29 protein-coding genes are annotated in these 22,446 nt (G+C 44.5%); 25 read left to right on the top strand and 4 right to left on the bottom strand.

Going from position 1 to position 22,446, the window contains the following annotated elements:
- Positions 1-389: 389 nt before the first annotated feature.
- The 3 genes from J7R07_RS06010 to J7R07_RS06020 form a co-directional block, all read right to left on the bottom strand.
- Positions 390-650, bottom strand: coding sequence for an autotransporter outer membrane beta-barrel domain-containing protein (locus J7R07_RS06010; protein ID WP_208435984.1), 261 nt, complete (start codon positions 648-650; stop codon positions 390-392).
- Between the two features lie 2,044 nt (positions 651-2,694).
- Complete coding sequence (locus J7R07_RS06015) at positions 2,695-3,213, bottom strand: helix-turn-helix domain-containing protein (RefSeq protein ID WP_208435985.1); 519 nt, start codon at positions 3,211-3,213, stop codon at positions 2,695-2,697.
- Positions 3,214-3,292: 79 nt separating this feature from the next.
- The gene (locus tag J7R07_RS06020; protein WP_208435986.1) at positions 3,293-3,823 is read right to left on the bottom strand and encodes a helix-turn-helix domain-containing protein; all 531 of its coding nucleotides are present in this window, start codon (positions 3,821-3,823) and stop codon (positions 3,293-3,295) included.
- Positions 3,824-3,975: 152 nt separating this feature from the next.
- Between J7R07_RS06020 and J7R07_RS06025 the strand changes: the two genes are divergently transcribed.
- The 21 genes from J7R07_RS06025 (at position 3,976) to J7R07_RS06125 (ending at position 19,042) form a co-directional block, all read left to right on the top strand.
- The gene (locus J7R07_RS06025; RefSeq protein WP_005864619.1) at positions 3,976-4,281 is read left to right on the top strand and encodes a helix-turn-helix domain-containing protein; all 306 of its coding nucleotides are present in this window, start codon (positions 3,976-3,978) and stop codon (positions 4,279-4,281) included.
- Positions 4,282-4,477: 196 nt separating this feature from the next.
- Entirely contained in the window at positions 4,478-4,876 is a 399-nt protein-coding gene (locus J7R07_RS06030) for a hypothetical protein (protein WP_208435987.1), read from the top strand.
- A complete protein-coding gene (locus J7R07_RS06035; RefSeq protein WP_208435988.1) occupies positions 4,876-5,736 on the top strand; it encodes a ParB/RepB/Spo0J family partition protein in 861 nt (286 codons plus the stop codon). Before J7R07_RS06030 ends, J7R07_RS06035 begins: the two co-directional genes overlap by 1 nt.
- On the top strand, positions 5,733-6,191 hold the full coding sequence (locus J7R07_RS06040; protein WP_208435989.1) for a hypothetical protein: 459 nt from the start codon (positions 5,733-5,735) through the stop codon (positions 6,189-6,191). Before J7R07_RS06035 ends, J7R07_RS06040 begins: the two co-directional genes overlap by 4 nt.
- Positions 6,188-8,188, top strand: a complete 2,001-nt coding sequence (locus tag J7R07_RS06045) for a transposase domain-containing protein (RefSeq protein ID WP_208435990.1) — start codon at positions 6,188-6,190, stop codon at positions 8,186-8,188. Before J7R07_RS06040 ends, J7R07_RS06045 begins: the two co-directional genes overlap by 4 nt.
- 372 nt (positions 8,189-8,560) lie before the next feature.
- Positions 8,561-9,592, top strand: coding sequence for an AAA family ATPase (locus J7R07_RS06050; RefSeq protein ID WP_208435991.1), 1,032 nt, complete (start codon positions 8,561-8,563; stop codon positions 9,590-9,592).
- The gene (locus J7R07_RS06055) at positions 9,589-9,870 is read left to right on the top strand and encodes a hypothetical protein (protein WP_208435992.1); all 282 of its coding nucleotides are present in this window, start codon (positions 9,589-9,591) and stop codon (positions 9,868-9,870) included. Before J7R07_RS06050 ends, J7R07_RS06055 begins: the two co-directional genes overlap by 4 nt.
- Entirely contained in the window at positions 9,870-10,139 is a 270-nt protein-coding gene (locus J7R07_RS06060; protein ID WP_183194524.1) for a hypothetical protein, read from the top strand. The genes J7R07_RS06055 and J7R07_RS06060 overlap by 1 nt, the downstream gene beginning before the upstream one ends.
- Positions 10,132-10,755: a DUF3164 family protein gene (locus J7R07_RS06065; protein ID WP_183194523.1), complete on the top strand. Its 624-nt coding sequence runs from the start codon at positions 10,132-10,134 to the stop codon at positions 10,753-10,755. Before J7R07_RS06060 ends, J7R07_RS06065 begins: the two co-directional genes overlap by 8 nt.
- A 9-nt stretch (positions 10,756-10,764) precedes the next feature.
- Positions 10,765-11,394, top strand: a complete 630-nt coding sequence (locus J7R07_RS06070) for a regulatory protein GemA (protein ID WP_208435993.1) — start codon at positions 10,765-10,767, stop codon at positions 11,392-11,394.
- 7 nt (positions 11,395-11,401) lie between these two features.
- Positions 11,402-11,815: a helix-turn-helix domain-containing protein gene (locus J7R07_RS06075; RefSeq protein ID WP_183194534.1), complete on the top strand. Its 414-nt coding sequence runs from the start codon at positions 11,402-11,404 to the stop codon at positions 11,813-11,815.
- Positions 11,816-11,975: 160 nt separating this feature from the next.
- Positions 11,976-12,557, top strand: coding sequence for a glycoside hydrolase family 19 protein (locus tag J7R07_RS06080; protein ID WP_208435994.1), 582 nt, complete (start codon positions 11,976-11,978; stop codon positions 12,555-12,557).
- The gene (locus tag J7R07_RS06085; protein ID WP_208435995.1) at positions 12,554-12,841 is read left to right on the top strand and encodes a hypothetical protein; all 288 of its coding nucleotides are present in this window, start codon (positions 12,554-12,556) and stop codon (positions 12,839-12,841) included. Before J7R07_RS06080 ends, J7R07_RS06085 begins: the two co-directional genes overlap by 4 nt.
- Positions 12,834-13,172: a hypothetical protein gene (locus J7R07_RS06090; RefSeq protein ID WP_183194519.1), complete on the top strand. Its 339-nt coding sequence runs from the start codon at positions 12,834-12,836 to the stop codon at positions 13,170-13,172. The genes J7R07_RS06085 and J7R07_RS06090 overlap by 8 nt, the downstream gene beginning before the upstream one ends.
- Positions 13,165-13,362 carry a hypothetical protein gene (locus J7R07_RS06095; RefSeq protein WP_208435996.1) on the top strand — a complete coding sequence of 66 codons (198 nt, stop codon included), beginning with the start codon at positions 13,165-13,167 and terminating at the stop codon, positions 13,360-13,362. The genes J7R07_RS06090 and J7R07_RS06095 overlap by 8 nt, the downstream gene beginning before the upstream one ends.
- A gap of 11 nt (positions 13,363-13,373) precedes the next feature.
- On the top strand, positions 13,374-13,688 hold the full coding sequence (locus tag J7R07_RS06100; protein ID WP_007346596.1) for a DUF2730 family protein: 315 nt from the start codon (positions 13,374-13,376) through the stop codon (positions 13,686-13,688).
- The gene (locus J7R07_RS06105) at positions 13,685-14,041 is read left to right on the top strand and encodes a VpaChn25_0724 family phage protein (RefSeq protein ID WP_183194517.1); all 357 of its coding nucleotides are present in this window, start codon (positions 13,685-13,687) and stop codon (positions 14,039-14,041) included. Before J7R07_RS06100 ends, J7R07_RS06105 begins: the two co-directional genes overlap by 4 nt.
- Positions 14,004-14,585 carry a phage protein Gp27 family protein gene (locus tag J7R07_RS06110; RefSeq protein ID WP_183194516.1) on the top strand — a complete coding sequence of 194 codons (582 nt, stop codon included), beginning with the start codon at positions 14,004-14,006 and terminating at the stop codon, positions 14,583-14,585. Before J7R07_RS06105 ends, J7R07_RS06110 begins: the two co-directional genes overlap by 38 nt.
- Positions 14,578-16,218 carry a hypothetical protein gene (locus J7R07_RS06115; protein WP_183194515.1) on the top strand — a complete coding sequence of 547 codons (1,641 nt, stop codon included), beginning with the start codon at positions 14,578-14,580 and terminating at the stop codon, positions 16,216-16,218. Before J7R07_RS06110 ends, J7R07_RS06115 begins: the two co-directional genes overlap by 8 nt.
- Positions 16,219-16,230: 12 nt before the next feature.
- Positions 16,231-17,844, top strand: a complete 1,614-nt coding sequence (locus tag J7R07_RS06120) for a DUF935 domain-containing protein (RefSeq protein ID WP_208435997.1) — start codon at positions 16,231-16,233, stop codon at positions 17,842-17,844.
- Positions 17,837-19,042: a phage head morphogenesis protein gene (locus J7R07_RS06125; protein WP_208435998.1), complete on the top strand. Its 1,206-nt coding sequence runs from the start codon at positions 17,837-17,839 to the stop codon at positions 19,040-19,042. The genes J7R07_RS06120 and J7R07_RS06125 overlap by 8 nt, the downstream gene beginning before the upstream one ends.
- Positions 19,043-19,436: 394 nt before the next feature.
- On the opposite strand, the gene J7R07_RS06130 is transcribed toward J7R07_RS06125, so the two are convergent.
- On the bottom strand, positions 19,437-19,643 hold the full coding sequence (locus J7R07_RS06130; protein ID WP_208435999.1) for a hypothetical protein: 207 nt from the start codon (positions 19,641-19,643) through the stop codon (positions 19,437-19,439).
- 38 nt (positions 19,644-19,681) lie between these two features.
- Between J7R07_RS06130 and J7R07_RS06135 the strand changes: the two genes are divergently transcribed.
- The 4 genes from J7R07_RS06135 to J7R07_RS06150 are packed head-to-tail and all read left to right on the top strand — an operon-like array spanning position 19,682 to position 22,446.
- Positions 19,682-20,692, top strand: a complete 1,011-nt coding sequence (locus tag J7R07_RS06135) for a phage protease (protein ID WP_208436000.1) — start codon at positions 19,682-19,684, stop codon at positions 20,690-20,692.
- On the top strand, positions 20,689-21,030 hold the full coding sequence (locus tag J7R07_RS06140; RefSeq protein ID WP_208436001.1) for a DUF2190 family protein: 342 nt from the start codon (positions 20,689-20,691) through the stop codon (positions 21,028-21,030). The genes J7R07_RS06135 and J7R07_RS06140 overlap by 4 nt, the downstream gene beginning before the upstream one ends.
- Positions 21,031-21,042: 12 nt before the next feature.
- Positions 21,043-22,008: a major capsid protein gene (locus J7R07_RS06145; RefSeq protein WP_208436002.1), complete on the top strand. Its 966-nt coding sequence runs from the start codon at positions 21,043-21,045 to the stop codon at positions 22,006-22,008.
- Between the two features lie 15 nt (positions 22,009-22,023).
- Positions 22,024-22,446: a gp436 family protein gene (locus J7R07_RS06150; protein WP_208436003.1), complete on the top strand. Its 423-nt coding sequence runs from the start codon at positions 22,024-22,026 to the stop codon at positions 22,444-22,446.

Raw genomic sequence — 22,446 nt, forward strand, 5'->3', positions numbered from 1 at the left:
ATGTTTGTTGTATGAGACATATATTCTTCAGCACATTTTTTATGTGAAAAGAAGAGGGAAAGAATGGCAGATTTAACACACCTGAAAAAAGGGCAACACATTTTGTTGCCCTTTTTGATAAAATATACAGCTAACAATACACTTGTTGTTATGGCCTAGCCTTAAAATTGGTAGCGTATACCTCCTGAAAAACTTGCTCCAGATATACCAGTTTTTTGAAGCTTTTTTTCCTTGGTTTGAATTTGTTTCATAGGTACTTAGTATATACTTATTGGGTGAACCATTGATTGTGGTATAATCATTGACCAATTTAAAGGAGTCTTCTTCAGCTTTTCCAGAAATTTGAGTAAGTGAAAGCCTTCGTATATTTGAGCTGTAGAAGTATTTTCTTAATTGTCGGTCCCTTTTAAATAGCCCTTAACAAGAATATTTGTCTTTCCTGATACATCACCATTGATCAGAAGCCGATCGGTTTTTTGGTCAGAGATTGGTGCCCCATCACTCCAACAAGTATTGAAAGAAATCTGTGCATTCCCTGGGGCATTATAAACTGTTGTGGTGTCTGGTTTTCCCGAACCTATATGCAATGTGTGGTAATGATCATCTATGAATTCTGCAAAAACAACAGAGCTATTGTTGAGATTAAGCACAGAAACATCAGAGCGTGATCTTTGAGCGATATCACGGAGTTTTCCATCAGCGCCTTTTTCTTTTGTACTGGTTGTCAGCGTCCATTTCGTATCAGTTTCAGGTGAAAGAATACGTTTCTCCGTTGTGCAGTATTTACTCTACCTTCTAGAATAGAATAATCTGCGTTTAAACGGATTTCTGAATTTATGGGATTGGCTGTACCGATTGACAGATTGGTAAGATTTTTAATGGTATTACCATTGGAAGTTTCAAATGAGAATTCCAGTGCCATTGTTGACATGAATTTTTGTGTTAGTCAAATTGATCTCAGCGTTTTAATAATTTTTTGAATCATGTAATTCATTTGAAAAAGTAGAAAGAACAGATGCAAGCTGCAAACCACCGATTTTCCCTGTTCCAGAGGCGTTTGTAACATCAATGTGCCCTCGTTTGCATATAATCCAGCACCATTAGATGAGATAATTTCAGCTTTGTCTTTTAAAGTAATGATGCTATAACAGTAGATACTCCTAGAGTGCTTGTAGAAACTGATCCCCCTGATACTGTTATTTGAAAATGATCATCAGCATGTGTGCTTTAGGTATGCTTGAGTAATTGTTACATTTTTCAAAGAGAGTTGGCTTTTTCTGAAAATATATACTCCGGTGGATGGTGTCTGATCATCTTTAAAACTTGATATCACCACATCTTCCAGTTTATTTTCATCACTGTTACTCTCAATATAGTTAGCTCCTATGGTAGAAGCTGTAATGGAACTTCCGATCATCTTGATTGTGCTATCCTTTTGTACATCAAGCCCGATGGAAACATCTTTAATTGTTGTGCCATGTAACTCAATTACACTGCCCTTGTCCCTTACGAAAGCACCAGTTCCTCTGTTATAGCTCTTGATGCTATAACAACATCTGTAACATCAATGTGACCTCCGTTTTCTGCAAACAATGTTCTTAGAGTAGTATCCGCTTACTGTGCCTCCCGTCATCGTGATCTTGGATTTTGGATCCTCTGCATGTAAACCACTATAAAGCGATGAGGTAATCTTAGCATTGTGGTCTATAGTAATGTTGCTGCCTTACTTGGCAGATATTCCATCAAGTTTTCCATAAAATTTCCCTCCTGATATTGTTATTTGAGAATGATTATCTGCCCTTAGAGGATTGAAAACATGAACGGTTACTCCTTGTAAAGTAAGATTGTTGTTCTCACTAACTATTCCTGAAGATGTTTGCAGGTCATCATTTGCATTCGTTATGAGTACATTTTCTATTATATTTTCGTTGCTCTTTACTATTGTTAAAAGAAGCAGAAATGCCGAAAGTTATAATAGAAACTCCAATTATTTTGATTGTCGCACCGTCTTTGGCTTAATGAGGTGGAAATATTATGATAACTCATTGTTTTTACTCACATCATTAAATTCATGGTGTATCAAATTGGATTTTATCAGCAAAAATAACAGAAAGGTTTTTAAAGGTTTTAAAAAATTCTTTGAAAGTCCAGAAAACTGTAAAATTCTTTGAAAAAAATAAATTTATACAAAACTTAAGTGTAAAGATATACTGTAGTTTGACACTAGGTTTTATACTAAGTGGGAAAAGGTGGGATTAGGTAGGAATACGTGATAATTTGTTGTTTTTATGTATAAAATTTAGCATTAAATGCGCGTTTTGTCAAAATAGATTTTGACACCTAAAATTGTAAAAAAGAGCGAAAAAGAGTGAAAATCAGAAAAAAGTGCGTTTTCATGGTAAAAATGAGAGAAGGCTTTGAAAGGTCTGTGAAAACCCTGTGAAAAATTTTGAAAAGTCTGTGAAAGCCCAGAAAACCGCCTTTGAAGACCCTGTGAAAAAAATTCGGTAAATTGTGAAGCTCACTCCGAAATCAGCCAAAAATAACCAAAAAAGCAAAAAAGATTTTCACCTATTGATGATTATCTATTTTTATAGGAAATATATACTTATTAATCAAATGGTTATATTATTTTTTTAATGTAAAAAGATTTTCATATCGATTTTTCATATTAAAGAGGCATTAAGCTATATCTTATGTAGTTTCTAGATGTACTCTTTCAGCTTCTATTTGACGCTTTAAATGAATTTTAAGAAGAGGGAAAGTTGCTTCGACCTCTTCCGTGTCGTTGATGTCTTGAACAAGCTCTTGCAACTTTATACAAAGCTCTGCCGCTAATTCCGCTATATCTTCAGGGGGGAGTTTTATATTTGCATCGCGATAAGTTGTATAAGCTATGCGACCAAGTTTTTTCATGAGACCAGCAGGGATGGTTTGTGGTTTAAAACCCGCTGCTTTCGCTTTTGCCATGTCACTAAACATTTCGCCTTCACCAGTGAGAAGCCAATGAAAGTCTACACCATAAATTTTGTGATAGGCAATTACGATAGATGCTGGTGGCTCATTTATACCGAGCTCATAATTTGCAAGCGTATTTTTCGCCAAATCAAGAGATTTTGCAAAAGCACCACGTTCTTCGTTTCCGAGGATTCGTCTTATTTCACGCAGGCGTTTTGCTAGTTCTGTTTTAGGTTCTAGTTCGGGGCGTGCCAAAAGTGCTCCTTATTTATATTTAGGTTAGCTTAAATTACAGGATTTTAAAAAGAGATTCCCCATTCATCTTAGAGAGGCATTAAGCCGAATTTTGTGCAGCTTTGGAGTGTTCTTTTTCAGCTTCGATTTGGCGCTTTAAATGCAATTTTAGAAGAGGCAAAGTAAGTTCGACCTCTTCCATGTCGTTGATGTTTTGAACAAGCTCTTGCAGTTTTCCATAAAGTTCCGCCGCGAGTTCCGCTATATCTTCGGGGGGGAGTTTAATTTTTGCATCGCGATAGGTTGTATAAGCTATGCGACCGAGTTTTTTCATCAGTCCAGTAGGAATGGTAGGCGCTTTTAAAACCGCTGTTTTCGCCTTTGCTACGTCTGTAAACATTTTACCTTCACCTGTAGCTAGCCATTCCACAGATACACCAAAAATATTTTTGTAAATTACCAACATTGATACAGGAGGTTCGCGCAAGCCAGTTTCGTAGTTACTCATAGTACTTTCAGGTACTGCAAGATGATCAGCAAACTGTTTGCGTTCCAAAAAACCAAGGGCAAGACGTACTTCACGTAATCGTTTTGCCAGTTCTGTTTTAGGTTCTTTTTTAGGTCGTCCCAAAAAAAATTACTCCTAATCCACATTTAGGTTGACTAATTCACAAAAGCGAATTATATCTCATATTACCGCCCGCTATTTAGGGCGTTTATTGTACATTTAACCCCACAAAAAACGGATGGTTTGAGCATCCGTTTGAAGCAGGAGCGAAAGTTATGACAACCACCCAAACATGCATCCAAGTATGGGATCGCCATAGTATTTTAGCCGAGCTACGCCGCCGTAACATGACCTTGGCGGAGCTCGCGAAAGCTTATCAACTATCGTCATCCAGTGTTCAACATATCTGGACACGGTCTAACGAGAAAGCCGAACGTGCCATTGCCGATTTTATCGGTTTGCCCGTCGAGCAGGTTTTTAGCGACCGCTACCCCAAAAGTCGCCGTCGCATTTTTAAAGCAGCAAAACATGCCAATACAGATTCGCGTGCGCATTCTGCTTTGCGTGGGAATGCTGCTTGAGTTTCGTTACACGGCTTTGCGTTTTTGCGCATTTGCCATGAATTTATTACCATAAGATAAAAAGGTTTATCAATGTCTAAAGATCAGTACGAAATAGGCAAGATAAATTGCATAGAGTTGCATCATAGAACAGCCATTTGGATGGATTGGTTCTGGCGATTAGGGGATAATCATATTGTTTTTATAGGGGGTGGTTATGGTTGCTGCTTGTAATTTATGGACCCCAGATGCCAGAAGCGATATCGTTAATCCTTATTCAGAAGTTGAACGTTTACAGGTGATGCTTTCCTGTTCTTTAAAAGCCGTGAGTAGTGGATTTAAGCATCTGCCGATCCGGTATATTATTGACCCACCGCATGGCCTATTTGATGCGGCGTTAGCGCGACAGATTGTTATTCATATCTTGCATTATCAGTTTGAGGTGCCACGGCGGCGTATTGTTGCGATACAGGCACGTCAGCGGACTTCTATTTCTCTGTCACTGCAGGTGATTAACCGGCGGTTAATGGAACCAGTTTTTGCGAAAGCCTATCGAAGATGGGCGGAGCGTGCGATGGATTTATTCTTTAAAGAGATCAGAAAGGCGGCGGGGTGATGGCACAGTTTCAAGAGATTGCTTTAGATTTGATTGTGGTGCCGGAACGTATACGCCCTGTAGATGATGAGCATGCCAAGGCACTTGCGCAATCGATGGCGCGGGAGGGATTGATGAATCCGATTACGGTGCGCCATACCCCCAATGCTAAGGAAGGCAATTACACGCTGATTGCTGGTGCGCATCGGCTGAGGGCTGCGGAGCTTTTAGGTTATAGCAAAATTGATGCGGTTGTGGTGCAAGCGGATAAAGAGAATGCTGTGCTTTTGGAGGTTGCGGAAAACCTTTTTCGCAATGAATTATCGGTGATTGATCGTGCTTTGTTTGTCCAGACCTACCGCGAGTTGTGGGAAAAGAAGTATGGGGAAATTAAGCGTGGTGGGGATGGTAGTAATCAACATAGAGTCAAAAAAGAGCAATTCGGTCAAGTTGACCGAATTGCTCATACAGATGAAGAAAGTGATAAGGGAGTTACTTTTTGCTTTGCTAGACATGTGGCAGATCGCATTGGTTTATCTGAAGAGTCAGTGAGACGACTTAATCGTATTGCCCAGCATTTACAGCCGGAGTTGCGGTCTGTTTTGCGTGGGACGGCATTGGCGGATAATCAAGCGCAGTTGTTGAAGCTGGCGAAGATGGAGCCGGTTGCGCAACGGCGGGTGGCGATTGCTTTGCAACAGGTTGATGGGGATTTGAGGCGGGCTGTTGATTTGGTCAATGGGGTTAATACGCCGCCGCAAATTAATGAACAGGAACGGATTTTTGCTCAGTTATTAGGGGTGTGGCAGAGAGCAGATGCGCAGACAAAGGCGCGGTTTTGTGATTATCTTGCAAGAGAATGTGGGGAGGTGCTGTCATGAAGAGGCATGGTTGCGGGCAGCTTGATTTTTTCCAAAAGCCGGTTTTTCCCTGCCGCGAACCCGTTGCGCAGATTGATTTAGGGCGGTTTCGCTCGCGCATTAAGCGTGCGATGGCGCGGGCTTTGAGAGAATGCCGGCATGAGCGCAGTGTGATTGCGGAGCGTATGGCGCATTATTTAGGGATTGGGTGTTTAAGTAAGGCCAGTTTGGATGCTTATGTTGCGGAAAGTAAGCAGGTGGATATTTCTCTGCCGCGGTTTAAGGCATTTGTGCGGGCGACAGAGGCATTTTGGCTCTGGGATGAGGTGGTGAGTGAAGATGGATTATTGCTGTTGCAAGGAGATGAGGCGCGGTTAGCAGAAATTGCGCGGCTTCAGCAGGAACAGCGGGAGATTGCAGCGCAATTGAAAGCCATGCGCGCAACGCCGGTGCAAATTAAAAGGGGGCAGCCATGAAGGAATGGTTTACTATTGCCGAATTGGCTGAGGCAGCTTTGCCAGGGTTGCCGAAAACAAAGATTGGTCTCAACAATCTTGCGCTTAAGAAATGGCGTTTGAATAGACAATTGTTTCGCCAAACATTAGGCAAAACCAAGCCGGTTTGGGAGTATCACATCTCTTTATTGCCGGAGGGGGCACGGGCGGCATTGTTGGTGCGGTTTGGTGGGGTTTGTGTAGAAGGAAAGACAGAGAAAAGCGATCAAAAGGCAAGTATTTGGGTGCGTTATGAGGGGCTTTCAAAGGCGCATAAAAGGCGCTGTGAAGAGCGTTTGAAGGCACTTTGCTTTTGGGAAGATTTGCTCCATGCCGGTATGGGTGTGCATGATGCGGCAAGTTTGAGTGCGGTGCACTTTGGTGTGAGCCGGATGTCGCTTTTTAATTGGCGGCAGATGGTGGAGGGGTATGAGCGCCCTGATTGGTTGGCAGCTTTAGCGCCTTGTTATGGTGAGGAGAATGTTTCGCAATTTGCGCCGTGTCATGAGGGGGCGTGGGAGGTTTTTTGTTCGGATTATTTGCGCCCGTCTCGCCCTGCTTTTTCGGCGTGTTATCGGCGGATGGTTTCGGTTGCGCAGGAGCGGGGTTGGCAGCCCATTCCTTCAGAGCGGGCGTTACGCCGCCGTTTTAAAGCGCAAATTTCTAAATCGGTTGTGGTGTTGGCGCGTGAGGGTGAGGAGAAGGCCAAGAAGCTTTATCCGGCACAACGGCGTGATCGCTCGAGCTTGCATGCTTTGCAAGCTGTGAATATGGATGGGCATAAGCTGGATGTTTTTGTGCGTGTTCCTTGGACAGAAAAGCCCGTGCGGCTTTATTTGATAGCGATACAAGATCTTTATTCGGGCAAGATTTTATCGTGGCGGTTATCGGATGTAGAGAGTTGGGAAATCGTGCGTTTGGTGATTGGTGATATGGTGGAGTCTTATGGGATACCGGAGCGTATGACCTTGGATAATGGGCGTGCTTTTACCAGCAAATGGATTTCTGGGGGTGTGCAAAACCGCTTTCGCTTTAAGATTAAGCCGGATGATCCGCAGGGGCTTTTGACGAGTTTGGGTGTGCAATTGCAATGGACGACGCCTTATAGTGGACAGTCGAAACCGATTGAGCGGGCATGGCGTGATTTGGCAGAGGCGATTTCGAAGCATCCTTTTTGTGCGGGGGCTTATACGGGCAATAAGCCAGATGCGAAGCCTGAAGATTATGGCAAACGTGCGATAGGATTTGAAGCGTTTAAAGCCCATGTTGGCGCGCAGATTGTGGCGCATAATGGGCAAACAGGGCGCAAGGCGCTCAATTGTGCGGGGCGCAGTTTTGATGAGACTTTTGTAGAAAGTTTGACAGCAGAGGGGACGATTATCCGGCAAGCAACAGCGGCGCAGCGTGCTTTATGGCTTTTGACCTCAGAGGCATTGCGTACACAAAAGGGGACGGGGGAGATTCATTTTTATGGCAATCGTTATTGGGCGCGGGCGTTAAATGAGTATGCGGGGAAGAAGGTGATTGTGCGCTTTGATCCAGATAATTTACACCAAGATTTACGGGTTTATGATTTGAACAATCGGTTGCTTTGCATGGCAGAGTGTCTTGCGGATGTTGGCTTTTATGACCAGCAGGCAGCGCGTTTGAATGGGCGTTTGCGTAAAGAATATGTGAAGGCAGTGAAAGCAGAAAAACAGTTGGCAGCAAAGCTTTCGCCTGATCACTTGGCTGATGTTTATGGACGGGTCGAGAAAAAGGATGAAGCGTTCAAATCGAAGCTTCCGATAAAGCCAAAGGTGAGCCGCTTGATGCCAAACCATGTGGGGAATTTAGCTTTGAAAGCCAAGAGTTGTGAAGATTTAGGGGATGAAGAAGCTTTGGAACCCCAAGAATTTAGTCAACATTTGCACAAAGCTTTAAGACGGCTTTCTGCCTCTGATGAGGGGCGTGAAGTGATAAAGTTTCCTAAACGATAGGAAAGGAAAGGGGGGGATTTGCAAGAATTCTCACAAGGATAAGGGGGGACAAGGAAGCCGATTTTGTATCGCGTACGGCTTGAAGCATTAATTAAAGAAAGGGGGGGAGGAATCTTATCCATTTCACAGTCTTAATCAATACAATCAAATTTTTAGGCAATTTTTTAGGTAAATCTTCAGATGCCTTTGCCTGACCAGGTGAGGAACATGGAGTGATTCAACTTTCCCAAGAGGAGAGGGGGATTTTAAAGGGAGCCGGTTTTGTATCGCGTACGGCTTGAGGAGCAAAATGAATGGGTAGGTGGGAGCCTACCCATTCAATAAAATCTAAAATCAATACGAATCTAGATCAATACGAGAGGGAGGTTATAGATGAAAAACGCGATAAATGCAACGGTCGATAAAAATCCTTGGGCGCGACCTAAAAACCAGCCCAGTGGAACAGCACAAAACCGCAATAGTGATGATATTGCTTTATGGAATGAGCTTGTGGATGCGGTGAGAGCTTTGGCACAGATGAATGATTGGACAAAAGCAGAAGTGGCGCGGCGCATAGGCATGCCGGATGGGACGTTTTCGCAGTGGTATGCGGGCAGTTATGCGGGGCAATTGGGTAAGCAGAATGCGAAGGTTCACCAATGGGTTGAGGCTTTAAAAGAAACAGCAGGTTTTTTGGAGAAGATTCCTGAAAAGCCTGCGTTTCAGAGGAATCGAATTGCCAGCGAGATTATTGATACTTTGACGTTGGCGCAAAGCACGGGCGATATGGTGATGATTACGCTTGATGCGGGCAGTGGCAAGACGGAAACCTGCCGCTATTACCGTGCGACCCGTCCACATGTTTATCTGGTAACAGCAAGTCCACATACGCGCAGTGTGCATGGTATTTTGAATGATATGGCGGCGGAACTTGATGTGGTGGAATATAATCCTACTCGCTTAACGCGTGCGATTGGTAGGAAATTAGAGCGAGTTGGAAGTGGTACGTTACTGATTGTTGATGAGGCGCAAAATTTAACGGATGAGGCGATTAATCAATTGCGCCACTTTGTTGATATCAATGGGACGGGTTTGGCTTTGGTTGGGAATGATGAGATCTCGGGGCGTTTGGTTCACCGTCAAAATGGTCCCTCTTATGCGCAGATTAAAAGCCGATTGGCGATGCATTTAAAACGTCGCAAGCCTTATAGCGAAGATATTGCCGCGCGCATTCACGATTGGGGGATTGAAGATGTTGGTGCGATAAAGTTTTTGACGGGAATTGGTTTCAAGGCTGGTGCATTTCGGCAAATTGATAAGACGATGATGTTGGCACGCATGGCGGCGCTTGGGGATGGGTGTGATGTGACACTTAAACATGTCAAAGCGGCGTGGAAAAACCGTGATGTGGAGGAATTGGCATGATCCCTTTATGTGACAAAGAATTATCCAATACGCTTGTTGGTCTTTATGATGATTATCAACGTGGTTTTGACATTGGTGAACCACTTAAGCTGTGTGTTGATTTGGCTTTAGCCCTTGAATTGGAATTGAGCGTTCACCGCTTAAGTGAGGCCGATGCGGTTTTAGAGGGGCAAGTCGTGAAAGCATTACGTCGTAGCCAAGCCTCTTGTCTCAAGAGTGATGAGACAATTGATGAGAGAGGAAGAGTTATTCCTATGGATTTTGGAGGAGGCAAATAATGGAACGCAACCCTTATATGGTGAGAGAGTGCTTGATTGCTTTGCGCTCTGCCTTTTTGAAGTATGAGGTGAATGGCATTTTTATGAGTGCGCAAGATGTTCGAGAATTGACGGAGTATTTGCGTCGTCTTTCGGGTTATAGCCACATTTTAGGTCATGAGCTTATGCGGTGTCGTTGGCAATTAAAAGCGGGATGTGTGCCTCATCGAGGTGAAGTTGTGCCGTTTCGCCGGTTTCAAGAAACACAGGAGGAGTTTTGCGATGAATAAACAAATTGAGCTTGAAGGTGTGCATTATATGAGAGATGCAAAAGGGGCTTTGGTGCCGGTCAGTCTGATCCGCCCTGCGGATTTGCTTGAGGATGAAACGGTGCGTAAGGTTATGGGATATGCGAAGGAATTATCGGCAAGGATTGCACGTTTTAACAACCATACGCTTGCGGATTTGAGTGCTTTTGATGGCTTGCTTGCGCAGGAATATGGTGTGGAGCGTCGTGGTAAAAAGGGCAATTGTACGTACACCAGTTTTGATGGTTTGCAGCGTATTAAGGTGCAGGTACAAGAAAGCTTTGATTTTGGTCCGCAATTGCAAATTGCCAAAAGCCTTCTTGATGAGTGTTTGAATGAATGGTCTGCGGATGCGCGCCCTGAAATCCGTGCGATTATTACGCGTGCTTTCAATACGGATAAGGAAGGCAAGGTGAATCGGGGGGAAATCTTTATGCTGTTGCGTTTGGATATTGATGATCCCCGTTGGAATGAGGCGATGCGGGCGATCCGTGAAGCCATTCGTGTGACAACCTCTAAAGAATATGTGCGTTTTTATGAGCGTGATACGTTGGAAAGCCCTTGGCGGGCTGTGACGCTTGATTTGGCGAAGACGTGAAGGGCTAACATGTCTTTAGCGGCTATTCATATGGGCAAACGCGCGTTAGGTCTTGATGATGAGACCTATCGCGCCCTGCTTTTTCGATTGACGGGCAAGCAATCGGCAAAAGATTTGAGTGTTTCAGAACAGCGTTTGGTGATGCAAGAAATGCGCGCCTATGGTGGTGGGGTCAATGGCAAGCTTTTGAGAGGCAAATATGCCAAAAAGCTTCAAGGCTTATGGATTGCAGGGTGGAATCTTGGCATTATCCGTGATCGTTGTGATAAGGCATTGCTTGCCTTTGTCAAAAGACAGACAGGGATTGATCATATTCGTTTTGTACGCGATAGCGATGATGCTGCAAAAGCCATTGAGGCGTTGAAAAGCTGGTTGCAGCGAGAGGGTGGGGTTGACTGGAGAGGAAAAAGCCGCCAAGATTTATGGGGAATACACCCAAGCATTGCCATTTTGTGTGCCCAGTGGAAGCGTTTGCATCCCAATGCTGTATTTGACCCAGTGTCTGATCTTGAGGATTTTGCTCAAAGTGTTCTGGCGGTGAGTGGTAAAGCTTTTTGTGAGATGGATGCACGTGATTTTTGCCAAGTGATGAATGTTTGGGGGCGGAAAATCCGTAAAAGTATTAAAAGCGAGGGGTAAGCTCTTGATGCAGAATAAAACCTATAACCATTTTCCCCTTATACTGCGGGAAATAGCTGATGTTGCGGGTATAGATGCGGCATGGAATATGGTGCGGGCTTTTGGAGGACGACAGATTTATCTTCCAGGTCGTCTTGAAAATGCTGATTGGTTGATTGAGATTGTTGGTTTTGAAGAAGCTGGGCAACTGATTGCCCATTTTTGTTTTAATGGTGCTGGTGTGCGCCTTCTTATTCCTCTTGGCAGAGATGTTGAACGGCGGCAAAGAATGGTCAAAGCGTTGCAAAAAGGCTGGTCTGTGGATACCGCGGCTGCTGTTTCTGGTATGCATGTGCGCACGGCTTATCGCTTGAAGAAGAAGCTTTCTTTACAAGAGCCACAAGGTTTATTATTTCCAGAGTTTAATGACCCCAGAGTTTAATGACTTTAAATTTCACCATAGTGTTTAGGTTGTCTTGTTATGCTGTAAAACAGTGTCATGAGATTGGTGAGGACATCAATGACTGACAGTGTCAGACTTATATGAGAGGGATGAAATCCAATAAACTGCGAATGGATTTTTATTCATTCAGTGGTTTGTTATGATTTCAATAGATGCTTCTTTTCTTCATCGTCTTGCGCCTAAACTGGTCTATCATGCGCGTCAAGATTTTATTATTGTTGAAATGGCACGCGTATTGCCTAAAGCTTTATCTTATGGCGGGATAACGACGCGTTTACGTATTGCACATTTTTTAAGCCAATGTGCCCATGAGAGTGATGGCTTTTTTACCGTTTGTGAATATGCTTCAGGGCGCGCTTATGAGGGGCGGCGTGATTTAGGCAATGTCAACCCTGGGGATGGGGTGCGCTTTAAGGGGCGTGGTTTGATCCAATTGACGGGGCGCAATAATTATCGCCGTTTTACGAGGTTTTGGCGCTTAGTCGATGAACAAGCGGTTGATTGTGAAGCATTTCCGCAAGTGCTGGAAAAGTTTCCCGCTGCTCTTTGGTCTGCTGTTTGGTTTTGGCAAATGAAAGGTTTGAATAAGCTTGCTGATCAAGATGATTGTCTCAGGATTACCAAGGCAATTAATGGGGGAAGAAATGGACTTGTGCAACGTTTGACCTATTTGGATCGAGCCAAAAAGCTTTTGGGAATTGGAGGCGAGGTGGAAGCATGAAGCCGTCTTATCGTGGTTCTCGACGTTATTTATGGTGGTCTTTTTGGTTTGCTTGGGGGGTTATTTTTCTGCTGATTGCTGGTGGTTTGTTTGGTGCTCCGCGTATTGTTGATATGGCGAGCATTTCTATTCCTTCGATGGTGGCGATTATTGTTGGCAATCTGGGGGTGCATCGTGGTTTTGGTTCTGTAGATTTTTCCAATAGGAAGCATTCTCGTAAGCGGCATATCAGCTCCTATGATGGCGTGGAGATAACGGGGTGGGGGAATAAGCGCAATGTTTAGCTCTGTTTCAAAACTCTCTTTAGGGATGCTTTTTTCTGCAATTATAATATTGGCAGCTTTTGGCTTTATGAAAGCGCAAGTTTTAAAGGCAGAAAAGGCGCGTGATTTATATTGGCAGTTTGAGATTGCCAAAGCTTCTGCACGTGCGCAATTTGAGCAGGAGCGGCAAAGGCAAGCAGCATGGAAAGCAGAACATCAAGCTCAAGGAGCGATTTCTGCTTTAAGACAAGAGCTTATCACCATGGAGGAAGCAAATGGGAAGTTGCCGGTTCATCGCTGTGGCATTGAGCTTGAGCGTGTGCGCTTGCTCAACAAACAAGCCGATGGGTAACCTTTTCAATCACTCTTTATCGGTTGCTTTACCGGCAAGTGCAAGGGAGGCTTGTGAGCGCCCGTCTTTGTTACCTGGACGTGCTTTGAATGAGCAAGAAGTGGTGCATTATTGGGGGCGTGATCGTGCTGCTTTATTGATCTGTGAACAACGTCGAAAAGCTGTGGTGAGAGCAGTTTTGTTGAAATGAGGAGGGGTTTCGTGAACTTGGATATTAGTGTGGCAAATGGTTGGTTATCTTTGTTGTTATCGCTTGTTGCCATTTGTGGTGTTTTGAAAGCTTATTTTTCTTCTGGTGCGCGGGAAATGCTGAAAGATGTCACGGCGCTTAAAGAACGGGTGCAAAAGTTAGAAACGGAGATGGATTTTTTGCCTGATCGTGATGCGTTGCAAAGATTGGAAGTAAATATGGAGAAATTGAATGGTCGTCTCAACACGCTTTCTGCGCAATTACAACCGGTTGCAGCGATTAGTGAACGTTTGCAAGAGTTTTTACTGGAGAATGCCAAGAAATGAAAGCAGATATGGATAAAATCATCCGAGAAGAAGCGCGGTTGATTATTTTAAAAGGGCTCCTTTGTGAGCGTAGCGAAACCTTATCGAGTGCAATGATCGAGCGGCTTTTATACAGTTACGGCATCAGGCGTGATGGTGATTTTGTCCGTAATGAACTGGCTTGGATGGAAGATCAAGGGGCTGTTACGTTAAAATGTATGGGTTCTGTTTTAATTGCGGCTTTAACGGAACGAGGAGCGCGTCATTTAGATCGTAGCTTTTCGATTGAGGGGATTAAGCGCCCCAAACGTTCATCAATAAAAGACGAGGTGAAGGATGCGCAGGGTCGGTCGTGGACGGTTAACAGCGATTGATTTATTGCCGCAAGCTTGTGATCATATTATTGCAGTGGCGGCTGAGGCTTTAAATGGGCGCGAAAAGACGCAAATGGCTATTTATGGTGAGTTTAAAGCGTCTTTGAAGGCTTTACAAAAAGAAACGGGTTTAAATTTTTCTATTCCCTCCTTTTCCAGTTTTAATCGTTATTCTTTACGTTTAGCGGTGATGTCACGGCGTCTAGAACAGACAAGAGAAATTGCGGCAAGCCTTTCTCAGCGCTTTGATGCCAAAGCTTCTGACAATATTACTCTGTTGACGGCAGCAGCGATTAAAGAGCTTATTTTTTCGACGTTAAGCAGTGGAAAGAACCTTTCGCCAAAAGCGGCACAAGAGTTGGCGAATGCGCTCAAAGGGGTTTTGGCGGCTGAACATTTATCCACCACCAGACGACAAAAGTTAGAACAGGATTTTGTCGCAAAAGCAAGCAAAGCGGTTGATGTAGCGGCAGCAGCAGCGGGGCTTTCAGAAGAAACAGCGCGAGCTATTCGTGCGCAGGTGTTGGGGATGAGGCATGGCTGAAGGGCATGAATCTTTTGAACAGATTACTTTTAAAAGTCATGCCTATGCGCATCAAAATGCCTATAATATTTGGCAGGCAAGCATTTTTCCCAAAGAGAATGATCCCTTAGCGGATGGCGTTTTGATGGCGCATCAACGGGTATGGATTGAAGATAAGTCGCCGTTAAAACTGGTTGAAAAGGGGCGGCGGACCGGCATTACTTTTGCAGAAGCTTTGGATGATACACTGATTGCTGCGGCGGCGCGTGAAGCGGGGGGCGATAATGTTTTTTATATTGGCGATACCAAAGAAAAGGGTCGTGAGTTTATTAGCTATGTGAGCAATTTTGCCAGAGCAATTACGAGCCACAGTGGGGATGTAGAGGAATTTTTATTTTCTGATCAAAGGGAGGATGGTTCCACGAAATATATCTCTGCTTATCGAGTGCGTTTTGCTTCAGGTTTTCGGATTGAGGCGCTTTCTAGCCGCCCTGAAAATATCCGTGGGTTACAAGGTATTGTAGTGATTGACGAGGCGGCGTTTCATCAAGATGTGCGCGCTGTTTTGGATGCGGTGAATGCTTTGTTGATTTGGGGGGGAAAAATCCGTGTGATCTCCACCCATAATGGTGTGCTCAATCCTTTCAATGAACTGATCCGTGAGGCGCGAGCAGGTAAGGTTCCTTTTTCGGTGCATTGTTACCCCTTTGGTGTTGCTGTTAAAAATGGTTTGTTTAAACGGGTGTGTGCTATGAAGGGGGCGGTGTGGAGTAGGGGAGCAGAACAACAATGGGAAGAGCAAATTCGTGCCTCTTATGGGGTGCGTTTGAGTGCGATGCGGCAAGAATTAGATGCCATACCAGCCGATCAAGAAGGGGCGGCTTTAACGCGTTTGCAAATTGAAAGTTGTTGTGCACCAGATATTGCGGTGTTGCGTTTTGCCTGTGTGGATGATTTTAAAAATCAATCGGATGATCAGAGAAGTCAAACTGCTTTTGCTTGGTGTGAGAGGTACGTAAAGCCCCTTCATGCTGGACTTGATCGGCGGCGCCAACATGTTTTTGGCGTTGATTTTGCGCGCAGTGGGGATGCGACATCCATTGTGGTGATGGAAGTGGGACAAGATTTGGTGCGCCGTGTACGGTTTATGGTGGAATTGCGCAATATGCCCTTTGACCAACAAAGAGAGATTTTATTTTATGGGGTGAATGGTTTGCCGCGTTTGTTGGGAGGTGCGCTAGATGCACGGGGGAATGGGGCTTATTTAGCAGAAAAAGCGGCGCAACGTTATGGGGCTTGTGTGAGGGAAGTGCAATTGTCGCAAAGTTGGTATAGCAAAGAAATGCCAGCTTATTTAGAAGCTTTTGGGGATGGGACAATTGTTTTGCCGCGTGATTTTGATATTGTTGCGGATCATCAAGCGCTTGCTTATGTTAATGGCATTGTGAAAATTCCAGACAATCACCGTTTTAAAGGCAGTGATGGTTTTATGCGCCATGGTGATAGTGCGATAGCTTGTGCATTGGCTTATTTTGCCAGTCGCCAAACCCCTGAAATTTATGATTATACACCTGTGAGAGAGGTCTATGGTTTTGAGGAAAGCCCGCTCTTTTCAACGCCTTTTTTTTCAGGACCAAGATCAAAGATTTATTGATGGGATGATGAGATGGTAAAACTTGTGGATCAATGGGGTAGGGCGCTTAATATCAAAGGGTTAGAGCGTGAAGTCGCAGGCCCTACCATTGGCGGTGTTCGTGATGTTTGGTCACAAACTATTGTGAGTGGTCTCACCCCTGCGCAACTTGCTGATATTTTGCAACAGGCGGCAAAGGGAGCGCCAGAACAGTTTTTCCAGCTTGCCGATGATATGGAGGAGCGTGATTTACATTATCGTGCTGTGCTTGGCATGCGCAAAAATGCACTTACCGGCGTGGAACCTGGTGTGATTGCCGCAAGCAATAGTGCATTGGACAAAAAGATAGCGGATGCTGTTCGGGAAGTGATTAGTGCACCGACCTTTGTTGATGATTATGTCACGGATTTATTGGATGCTTTGGGGAAAGGTTATGCGGTTGTAGAAACCTTGTGGGACAAGAGTGCTAAGGAATGGTGGCCGATTGCATGGAAATGGCGTGACCAACGGTTTTTTCAATTGGATAGGCGGGATGGTTTTCATTTACGTTTAAAAGAAGAGGGGTCTCACTATGGTATTGAACTGCCTGCTTATAAATTTTCTATTCACCGACCCAAGCTTAAAAGTGGTTTACCCATTCGCACGGGGCTTGCGCGGCTTTCTGCTTGGGCATTTTTGTTTAAGTCTTATACGCTGAAAGATTGGATGGCATTTTTAGAAGTTTATGGTATGCCGTTGCGTGTGGGCAAATATGGGGCGAGCTCTTCTCATGAGGAGCGGCGGGTTCTCATTCAAGCGGTGCGTGATTTATCCAGTGATGCGGCGGCGATTATTCCCAAGGAGATGGAGATTGAATTTATTGAAGCGGCGGGGGGCAGTGGCAATGCGGTTTTTGCCTCTAAGGCGGAATATTTAGATCGACAGATTTCAAAGGGTGTGTTGGGACAAACGATGACGACGGATGATGGTTCGTCTTTTTCGCAAGCGCGGATTCATGAAAATGTACGTCATGATATTGCTAGAGCTGATGCACGCCAATTGGCTTTGACGGCTAATCGTGATTTGATCGTGCCCTTTGTTGAGATTAATTTTGGGCGCCAAGAGCGCTACCCCATTGTTTATTGGCCGATTTCTGAAAATGAAGATATTAAAGCCATTAGTGATGCGCTGGAAAAACTTGTTCCCCTTGGATTATCGGTTGGAGCCCAAGAAGTGCGCAATAAGATTGGCTTTTCGCAACCAACAAAAGAAGAAGAGATTTTAAAGGTTCCTGAGAGTGTTCCTTATGATGAGAGGGGAGAAAAAAGCCGTGAGGCAAGACAAAAGGCTGGTATTTGTGCTGATTGTGGTGGTGCTTTTGATGTTTCTTTGACAAGAGAGCGCCAAGGGGAACATAAGGGTGGAAAAGAGCAGGGTGGAAAACATTACGACGAATTGGAGCGGCTTTCTGAAGTGGCTTTAAGTGATTGGGAAGAGGATTTAGAACCCCTTTTAGAACCTTTTAAAAGGCTTGTGAGAGAGGCAAAAAGTTATGAGGATATTCTCAAAGGCTTAGATGAATTGCTTGGTGAGATGGATCATCACGCATTAGCAGCACGCTTGGCAAAAGTACAAATGATTGCACGTGGGCTGGGTTATCATGGATGAGGAACTTTTTAAAACGGCACCCAAAGAGGTCATCCGTTATTTTGAAGCTAAGAATATGATTCCAAGCTTTGATTGGCGAGATGTGGCACCAGAAGAACATGCTTTTTCTTTTACGGTGGCAAAATCGGTAGGCTATGATATTTTAGAGGATTTTAAGCGAGCGGTTGGAGAGGCCATAAAGCATCAAGTTCCTTTGCAAGAGTTTCAAAAAAATTTGATGCCGATTTTGCAAGAAAAGGGTTGGTGGGGAAAAAAGACAGCCATTGATCCGCTCACGGGTGATAAGAGTTTGGTGCAATTGGGCAGTCCACGACGTTTAGAGACGGTCTATTGGGCAAATACCATGAGTGCGCACGCTGCTGGGGAATGGAAGCGCACACAAAATAATAAAGAATTTTTGCCCTATCTCACTTATGCTTTATCCAGTTCAGAACACAAACGTTTAGAGCATGAAAGTTGGGTGGGGTTTACCGCACCCGTTGATGATCCGGTTTGGGATTGGCTTTATCCACCCAATGGTTGGCGGTGTAAATGCAGTGTGCGACAGGTAAGCCGTTATGAAGCAGAAGATTTAGGCTATGAAGAGGATTCGCCTCCACTTCAAGTGGAGCAGAAGGTTTGGCACAATAAGCGAACGGGGAAAATTGAGAAGATACCAAAGGGGATTGATCCTGGTTGGCATTCTAATCCTGGGAAACATCGCGCGCAAAACTTAAGCCATTTTTTGAGTGATAAAATTTCCACCATGGGGGACAATCGAAAGCGCATTGCCATTGAAGATATTGTGGGTTCGCCAATTTTGGAAGCTATGTTTGAAGGACGTATGCCTCGTGGATTTATTCCCATTGCCCCTATACCACAAAAGGTGGGTGATGTTTTTGCAGCGGAAAATTCTCTTATTCGCTTATCTTCAGACAGTGTGAAACATATTTTGTTAGAGCATCAGGGGCGTGATCTTCATTTAAATGATTTTCGTAGTGCTATTCAAACACTTATAAAACCCCATGGCGTTATCAGACGCAAAAATACGCAGGGTGTTATGTTTTTTGGTGAAAGTGGTGGGGCATGGTGGCGCTTTGCGGTCAAATGGGTAGCAAGCAAACAAGAATGGTGGCTTATCTCTATGCATAAAAAGAGTTTTAGAGAAATTAAACGTTTGCTAAATGCGGCTGAAAAAAAGGGCGAACGATTATTATAAAGAGAATGCCGCAAAGCCCTGCTGGCTTTTGTAAAAAGATTTGTTGTGGGGAGAATGAGAAGGCGTGGAGGGCGGTCAACTCCTCGCAGATCCGGTAAAACCGTCCTGGCAAAACTGGCTCACGCCGCGTGAGAAATGTATAACAGTTTAAAAGTTCAAAAGCAAATTTAAAAAACGGTTCGAGAGAGGTTGTTATAAAGAGAACGCCGTAAAGTCCTGTTTGGCTTTTGTGGAAAGAGAAGGTGTGAAGGAAAAAGAGAAGGCGTGGAGGGCGGTCAACTCCTCGCAGATCCGGTAAAACCGTCCTGGTATAACTGGCTCACGCCTCGTGGGGAATGTAACAGTTTAAAAGTTCAAAAGCAATCTTTGAAAAAACGCTCTAGGAGCAGCGTTGTTATGTGGAGTGATAAATCGTACCTCTTACTTCACGACGGCGCTCTATCGCCTTTGAAGTGCCTTTGAAAACGATTTTATGAGAAGGTTTGGAGGGAGGTTTTCTCTCACAAGTGATAAGAGGAGAAAAGAGTGCTTTTAAGGTGCTTTGAGAAATATTCTTTTGACTGACACTGTCAGACTTATAGCGTGAGCAAGTTTCATGCATTGTATTGCCAATGACAATTGTAAAGCAATAGGCAATGTATGGAGCAAGAATTTCACGAAAATAGCGAAGTTGAGTCTGCTGAGATATGTCATGATGGGACATTTTACGGCAAGTTTATTGACCTTTGCCAAGACGTTTCGCTTAAGCAAGCGCCTGAGTGGGTTGAGCTTTTGCCCAAAGCACCCCATGTGAAGGCGCGTGATGGACGACAATGGCATTATAACCCGCAAACTATTTTAAAAGCCTTTGCAGCCAATAAAGGACCGCTTGTGATTGATTATGAGCATGGGCAACATCACCGTGCGAGAAATGGTCTAGAAGCACCTGCCAGTGGCTGGATTGAAGAATTAGCAGAGCGTGATGGTGCGATTTGGGGGCGTGTCAAATGGACTGATATGGCTGCCAAGAAAATTATAACCCAAGAATATCGCTATCTCTCACCGGAATTTAGGCATTCGAAGAATGGTGAGATTTTGAATTTAGCGGGTGCTGGTTTGGTAAACCGTCCAGCCCTTGTCATGACGGCTTTAAGCCGAGAACAGCCTTTAACAACTTTTGTGGAGAAAATGATGGATTTAACAGCCATAGCCAGTGCACTATCGCTGGCAGAAGATGCTAAAGCGGATGAGGTTTTAGCAACGCTTAAAGCGCGCGAAAAGGAACGCGTGGAACTTTGTGCGCAATTAAAAAAAGCGCGAGAAGATTTAGCGCTTTTGCAAGAAGAGCAAAAAAATAGTGTCCTTGAAAGCCTTTTGGACAAGGCAATTGAAGCGGGAAAAGTTTTCCCTGCTGCGCGTGAAGAATATCGTGCGCTGTGCATGCTTGAAGGGGGTATAGAGCATTTTAAAAGTTTGGTCGAGAAGTTACCGGTGCTTGCAGAAGCAAGTCCTTTGGAGGCGTCTTGTTCCATGCAAGAACAAAAGCTTGCGCCAGAAGAGATTGCTCTTGCGGCGCGCCATTATCAAGAAGAGCAGAAGAAAAAAGGTTTCGACATCACTATTAGCCAAGCGGTCGATCATATTTGTGAACAAAAGGAGCGCTCATTATGAGTACGATGATTTTGATAAAATCTTTTCGCGCTGCTGCAGAAATTTCACCTTATTGCATTGTTGCAGCACGAACTGAGGGAATGGTGGCAACGGCTTCTGGAAAGGGTGATAAATTATTAGGCACTGCCGGCTCTTTGAGTGCAAAGGCTGGTGAGATGATTGATGTTGCTCAATGTGGTTGGGGTGAAGTGGTTTGTGGGGGCAATGTTTCCTTTGGGGATTTTTTGACCTCAGACTCTAAAGGGCATGCCATTAAAGCAGAAGGAGCAGATCACACCATTGGTATTGCCATGAGTGATGGTTCTGCTGGTGATGTTATTTCTTTTAAAATTAACTAATTGAGGTTTAAAATGAACAGACCCTTTCCCATTGATCCAACACTCACGGCTATTGCTATTGGATATCGTAATCCAGCGGGCTCTCTTGTTGGCGAGAAAGTTTTGCCCCGCGTTTGTGTTTTAAGCGAGGTGTTTAAATATAGTGAATTTCCCCTAGCGGAAAATTTTACCGTGCCTGAACTTGAAATTGGGCGTAAAGGGCGCCCGAATGTGGTGGAATTTTCCGCCTTTGAACGGGAAGCTAGTGTCAAGGATTATGGATTGGATGATTTGATACCCAATTCAGATATTGAAGCGGCGGCACGCGCACGGGTGGAAAAGCGCTCTCGTTATAACCCCGAAAAGACAGCGGTAGAAGGTCTTGCCAATTTGCTGGAATTGGGACGTGAAGTGCGTGTAGCAGCGCTTGTGCAAGACAATAAAAATTATGCGCCAGAGCGGGTGATAACGCTTAAAGGTGAGGATAAGTTTAGTGATTATGAGAAATCTGATCCTTACGCTGTTTTAGATGAGGCTATGGATAAAAGTCTCGTCTATACCCCCAACACCCTTGTGATGGGCAAAGTTGTTTGGTCAAAACTCAAACGTCATCCCAAAATCATCAAAGCCGTTAAAGGGGGTGGCACTGCTGATGGTTTTGTTACCAAGGCGCAATTTGCGGATCTGATGGAAATACACCCTGAACGTTTACTCATAGGAGAATCGCAAGTGAATTTGGCACGCAAAGGACGCACGGCACAATTGGCACGCGTGTGGGGCAATAAGATTGCGCTGCTTTATATTGATCCGACCAAACAACAGGCGGATGGTTCTGTGATTAGTTGGGGCTTTAGTGCTCAGTTGGGTGAGCGTGTGTCTGGAGTGATCAATGATCCAGATATCGGTTTGTCTGGCGGCAGACGGGTGCGTGTGGGGGAACGTATGTGCGAATTGGTGGCAGCGAAAGATGCTGGTGTGTTGTTGCAAGATGTCGTCTAAGGGAATCTTTGGAACATGGCTTACGCAAACAAAATATTGATTGAAGAGCTCTGGGGTCAAGATTTCTTAGATGATTTATGCGGAATGGCTGAGAATTCTGATCGTGGTGTTTTAGATCAGGCAATTGCCCGTGCGCTCGAACAGGCAAGTGGTGAGATTGATGTGCATCTTTCTCATCGCTACCCTGTCCCCATTGCTGGACAACCAATGGCGTTGGGCATGATCTGTGTCAATATTGCTGTTTATAATTTGGCTATTCGTCATACGGCACTGACCACCACCATTGAAGATCGTTACAAACAGGCGGTTGATTTATTGAAGCGTATTGCGGAAGGCAAGGCGGGGTTGGGTGTAGATGAACCCAAAATTATGAGTGAAGATGGACCTATTTGTGATGGGGCTTTTTTTACTGCCAAGCCGCGTGTGATGGGAAGGTAA

It is taken from the genome of Bartonella phoceensis (assembly GCF_902825145.1).
Lineage (GTDB): Bacteria > Pseudomonadota > Alphaproteobacteria > Rhizobiales > Rhizobiaceae > Bartonella > Bartonella phoceensis.

Bases quoted from the DNA above. Each gene is read 5' to 3' on its own strand.
- J7R07_RS06025 (WP_005864619.1), top strand. From the start codon at position 3,976: ATGACAACCACCCAAACATGCATCCAAGTATGGGATCGCCATAGTATT.
- J7R07_RS06030 (WP_208435987.1), top strand. From the start codon at position 4,478: ATGGTTGCTGCTTGTAATTTATGGACCCCAGATGCCAGAAGCGATATC.
- J7R07_RS06035 (WP_208435988.1), top strand. From the start codon at position 4,876: ATGGCACAGTTTCAAGAGATTGCTTTAGATTTGATTGTGGTGCCGGAA.
- J7R07_RS06040 (WP_208435989.1), top strand. From the start codon at position 5,733: ATGAAGAGGCATGGTTGCGGGCAGCTTGATTTTTTCCAAAAGCCGGTT.
- J7R07_RS06045 (WP_208435990.1), top strand. From the start codon at position 6,188: ATGAAGGAATGGTTTACTATTGCCGAATTGGCTGAGGCAGCTTTGCCA.
- J7R07_RS06050 (WP_208435991.1), top strand. From the start codon at position 8,561: ATGAAAAACGCGATAAATGCAACGGTCGATAAAAATCCTTGGGCGCGA.
- J7R07_RS06055 (WP_208435992.1), top strand. From the start codon at position 9,589: ATGATCCCTTTATGTGACAAAGAATTATCCAATACGCTTGTTGGTCTT.
- J7R07_RS06060 (WP_183194524.1), top strand. From the start codon at position 9,870: ATGGAACGCAACCCTTATATGGTGAGAGAGTGCTTGATTGCTTTGCGC.
- J7R07_RS06065 (WP_183194523.1), top strand. From the start codon at position 10,132: ATGAATAAACAAATTGAGCTTGAAGGTGTGCATTATATGAGAGATGCA.
- J7R07_RS06070 (WP_208435993.1), top strand. From the start codon at position 10,765: ATGTCTTTAGCGGCTATTCATATGGGCAAACGCGCGTTAGGTCTTGAT.
- J7R07_RS06075 (WP_183194534.1), top strand. From the start codon at position 11,402: ATGCAGAATAAAACCTATAACCATTTTCCCCTTATACTGCGGGAAATA.
- J7R07_RS06080 (WP_208435994.1), top strand. From the start codon at position 11,976: ATGATTTCAATAGATGCTTCTTTTCTTCATCGTCTTGCGCCTAAACTG.
- J7R07_RS06085 (WP_208435995.1), top strand. From the start codon at position 12,554: ATGAAGCCGTCTTATCGTGGTTCTCGACGTTATTTATGGTGGTCTTTT.
- J7R07_RS06090 (WP_183194519.1), top strand. From the start codon at position 12,834: ATGTTTAGCTCTGTTTCAAAACTCTCTTTAGGGATGCTTTTTTCTGCA.
- J7R07_RS06095 (WP_208435996.1), top strand. From the start codon at position 13,165: ATGGGTAACCTTTTCAATCACTCTTTATCGGTTGCTTTACCGGCAAGT.
- J7R07_RS06105 (WP_183194517.1), top strand. From the start codon at position 13,685: ATGAAAGCAGATATGGATAAAATCATCCGAGAAGAAGCGCGGTTGATT.
- J7R07_RS06110 (WP_183194516.1), top strand. From the start codon at position 14,004: ATGCGCAGGGTCGGTCGTGGACGGTTAACAGCGATTGATTTATTGCCG.
- J7R07_RS06115 (WP_183194515.1), top strand. From the start codon at position 14,578: ATGGCTGAAGGGCATGAATCTTTTGAACAGATTACTTTTAAAAGTCAT.
- J7R07_RS06120 (WP_208435997.1), top strand. From the start codon at position 16,231: ATGGTAAAACTTGTGGATCAATGGGGTAGGGCGCTTAATATCAAAGGG.
- J7R07_RS06125 (WP_208435998.1), top strand. From the start codon at position 17,837: ATGGATGAGGAACTTTTTAAAACGGCACCCAAAGAGGTCATCCGTTAT.
- J7R07_RS06130 (WP_208435999.1), bottom strand. From the start codon at position 19,643: ATGCATGAAACTTGCTCACGCTATAAGTCTGACAGTGTCAGTCAAAAG.
- J7R07_RS06135 (WP_208436000.1), top strand. From the start codon at position 19,682: ATGGAGCAAGAATTTCACGAAAATAGCGAAGTTGAGTCTGCTGAGATA.
- J7R07_RS06140 (WP_208436001.1), top strand. From the start codon at position 20,689: ATGAGTACGATGATTTTGATAAAATCTTTTCGCGCTGCTGCAGAAATT.
- J7R07_RS06145 (WP_208436002.1), top strand. From the start codon at position 21,043: ATGAACAGACCCTTTCCCATTGATCCAACACTCACGGCTATTGCTATT.
- J7R07_RS06150 (WP_208436003.1), top strand. From the start codon at position 22,024: ATGGCTTACGCAAACAAAATATTGATTGAAGAGCTCTGGGGTCAAGAT.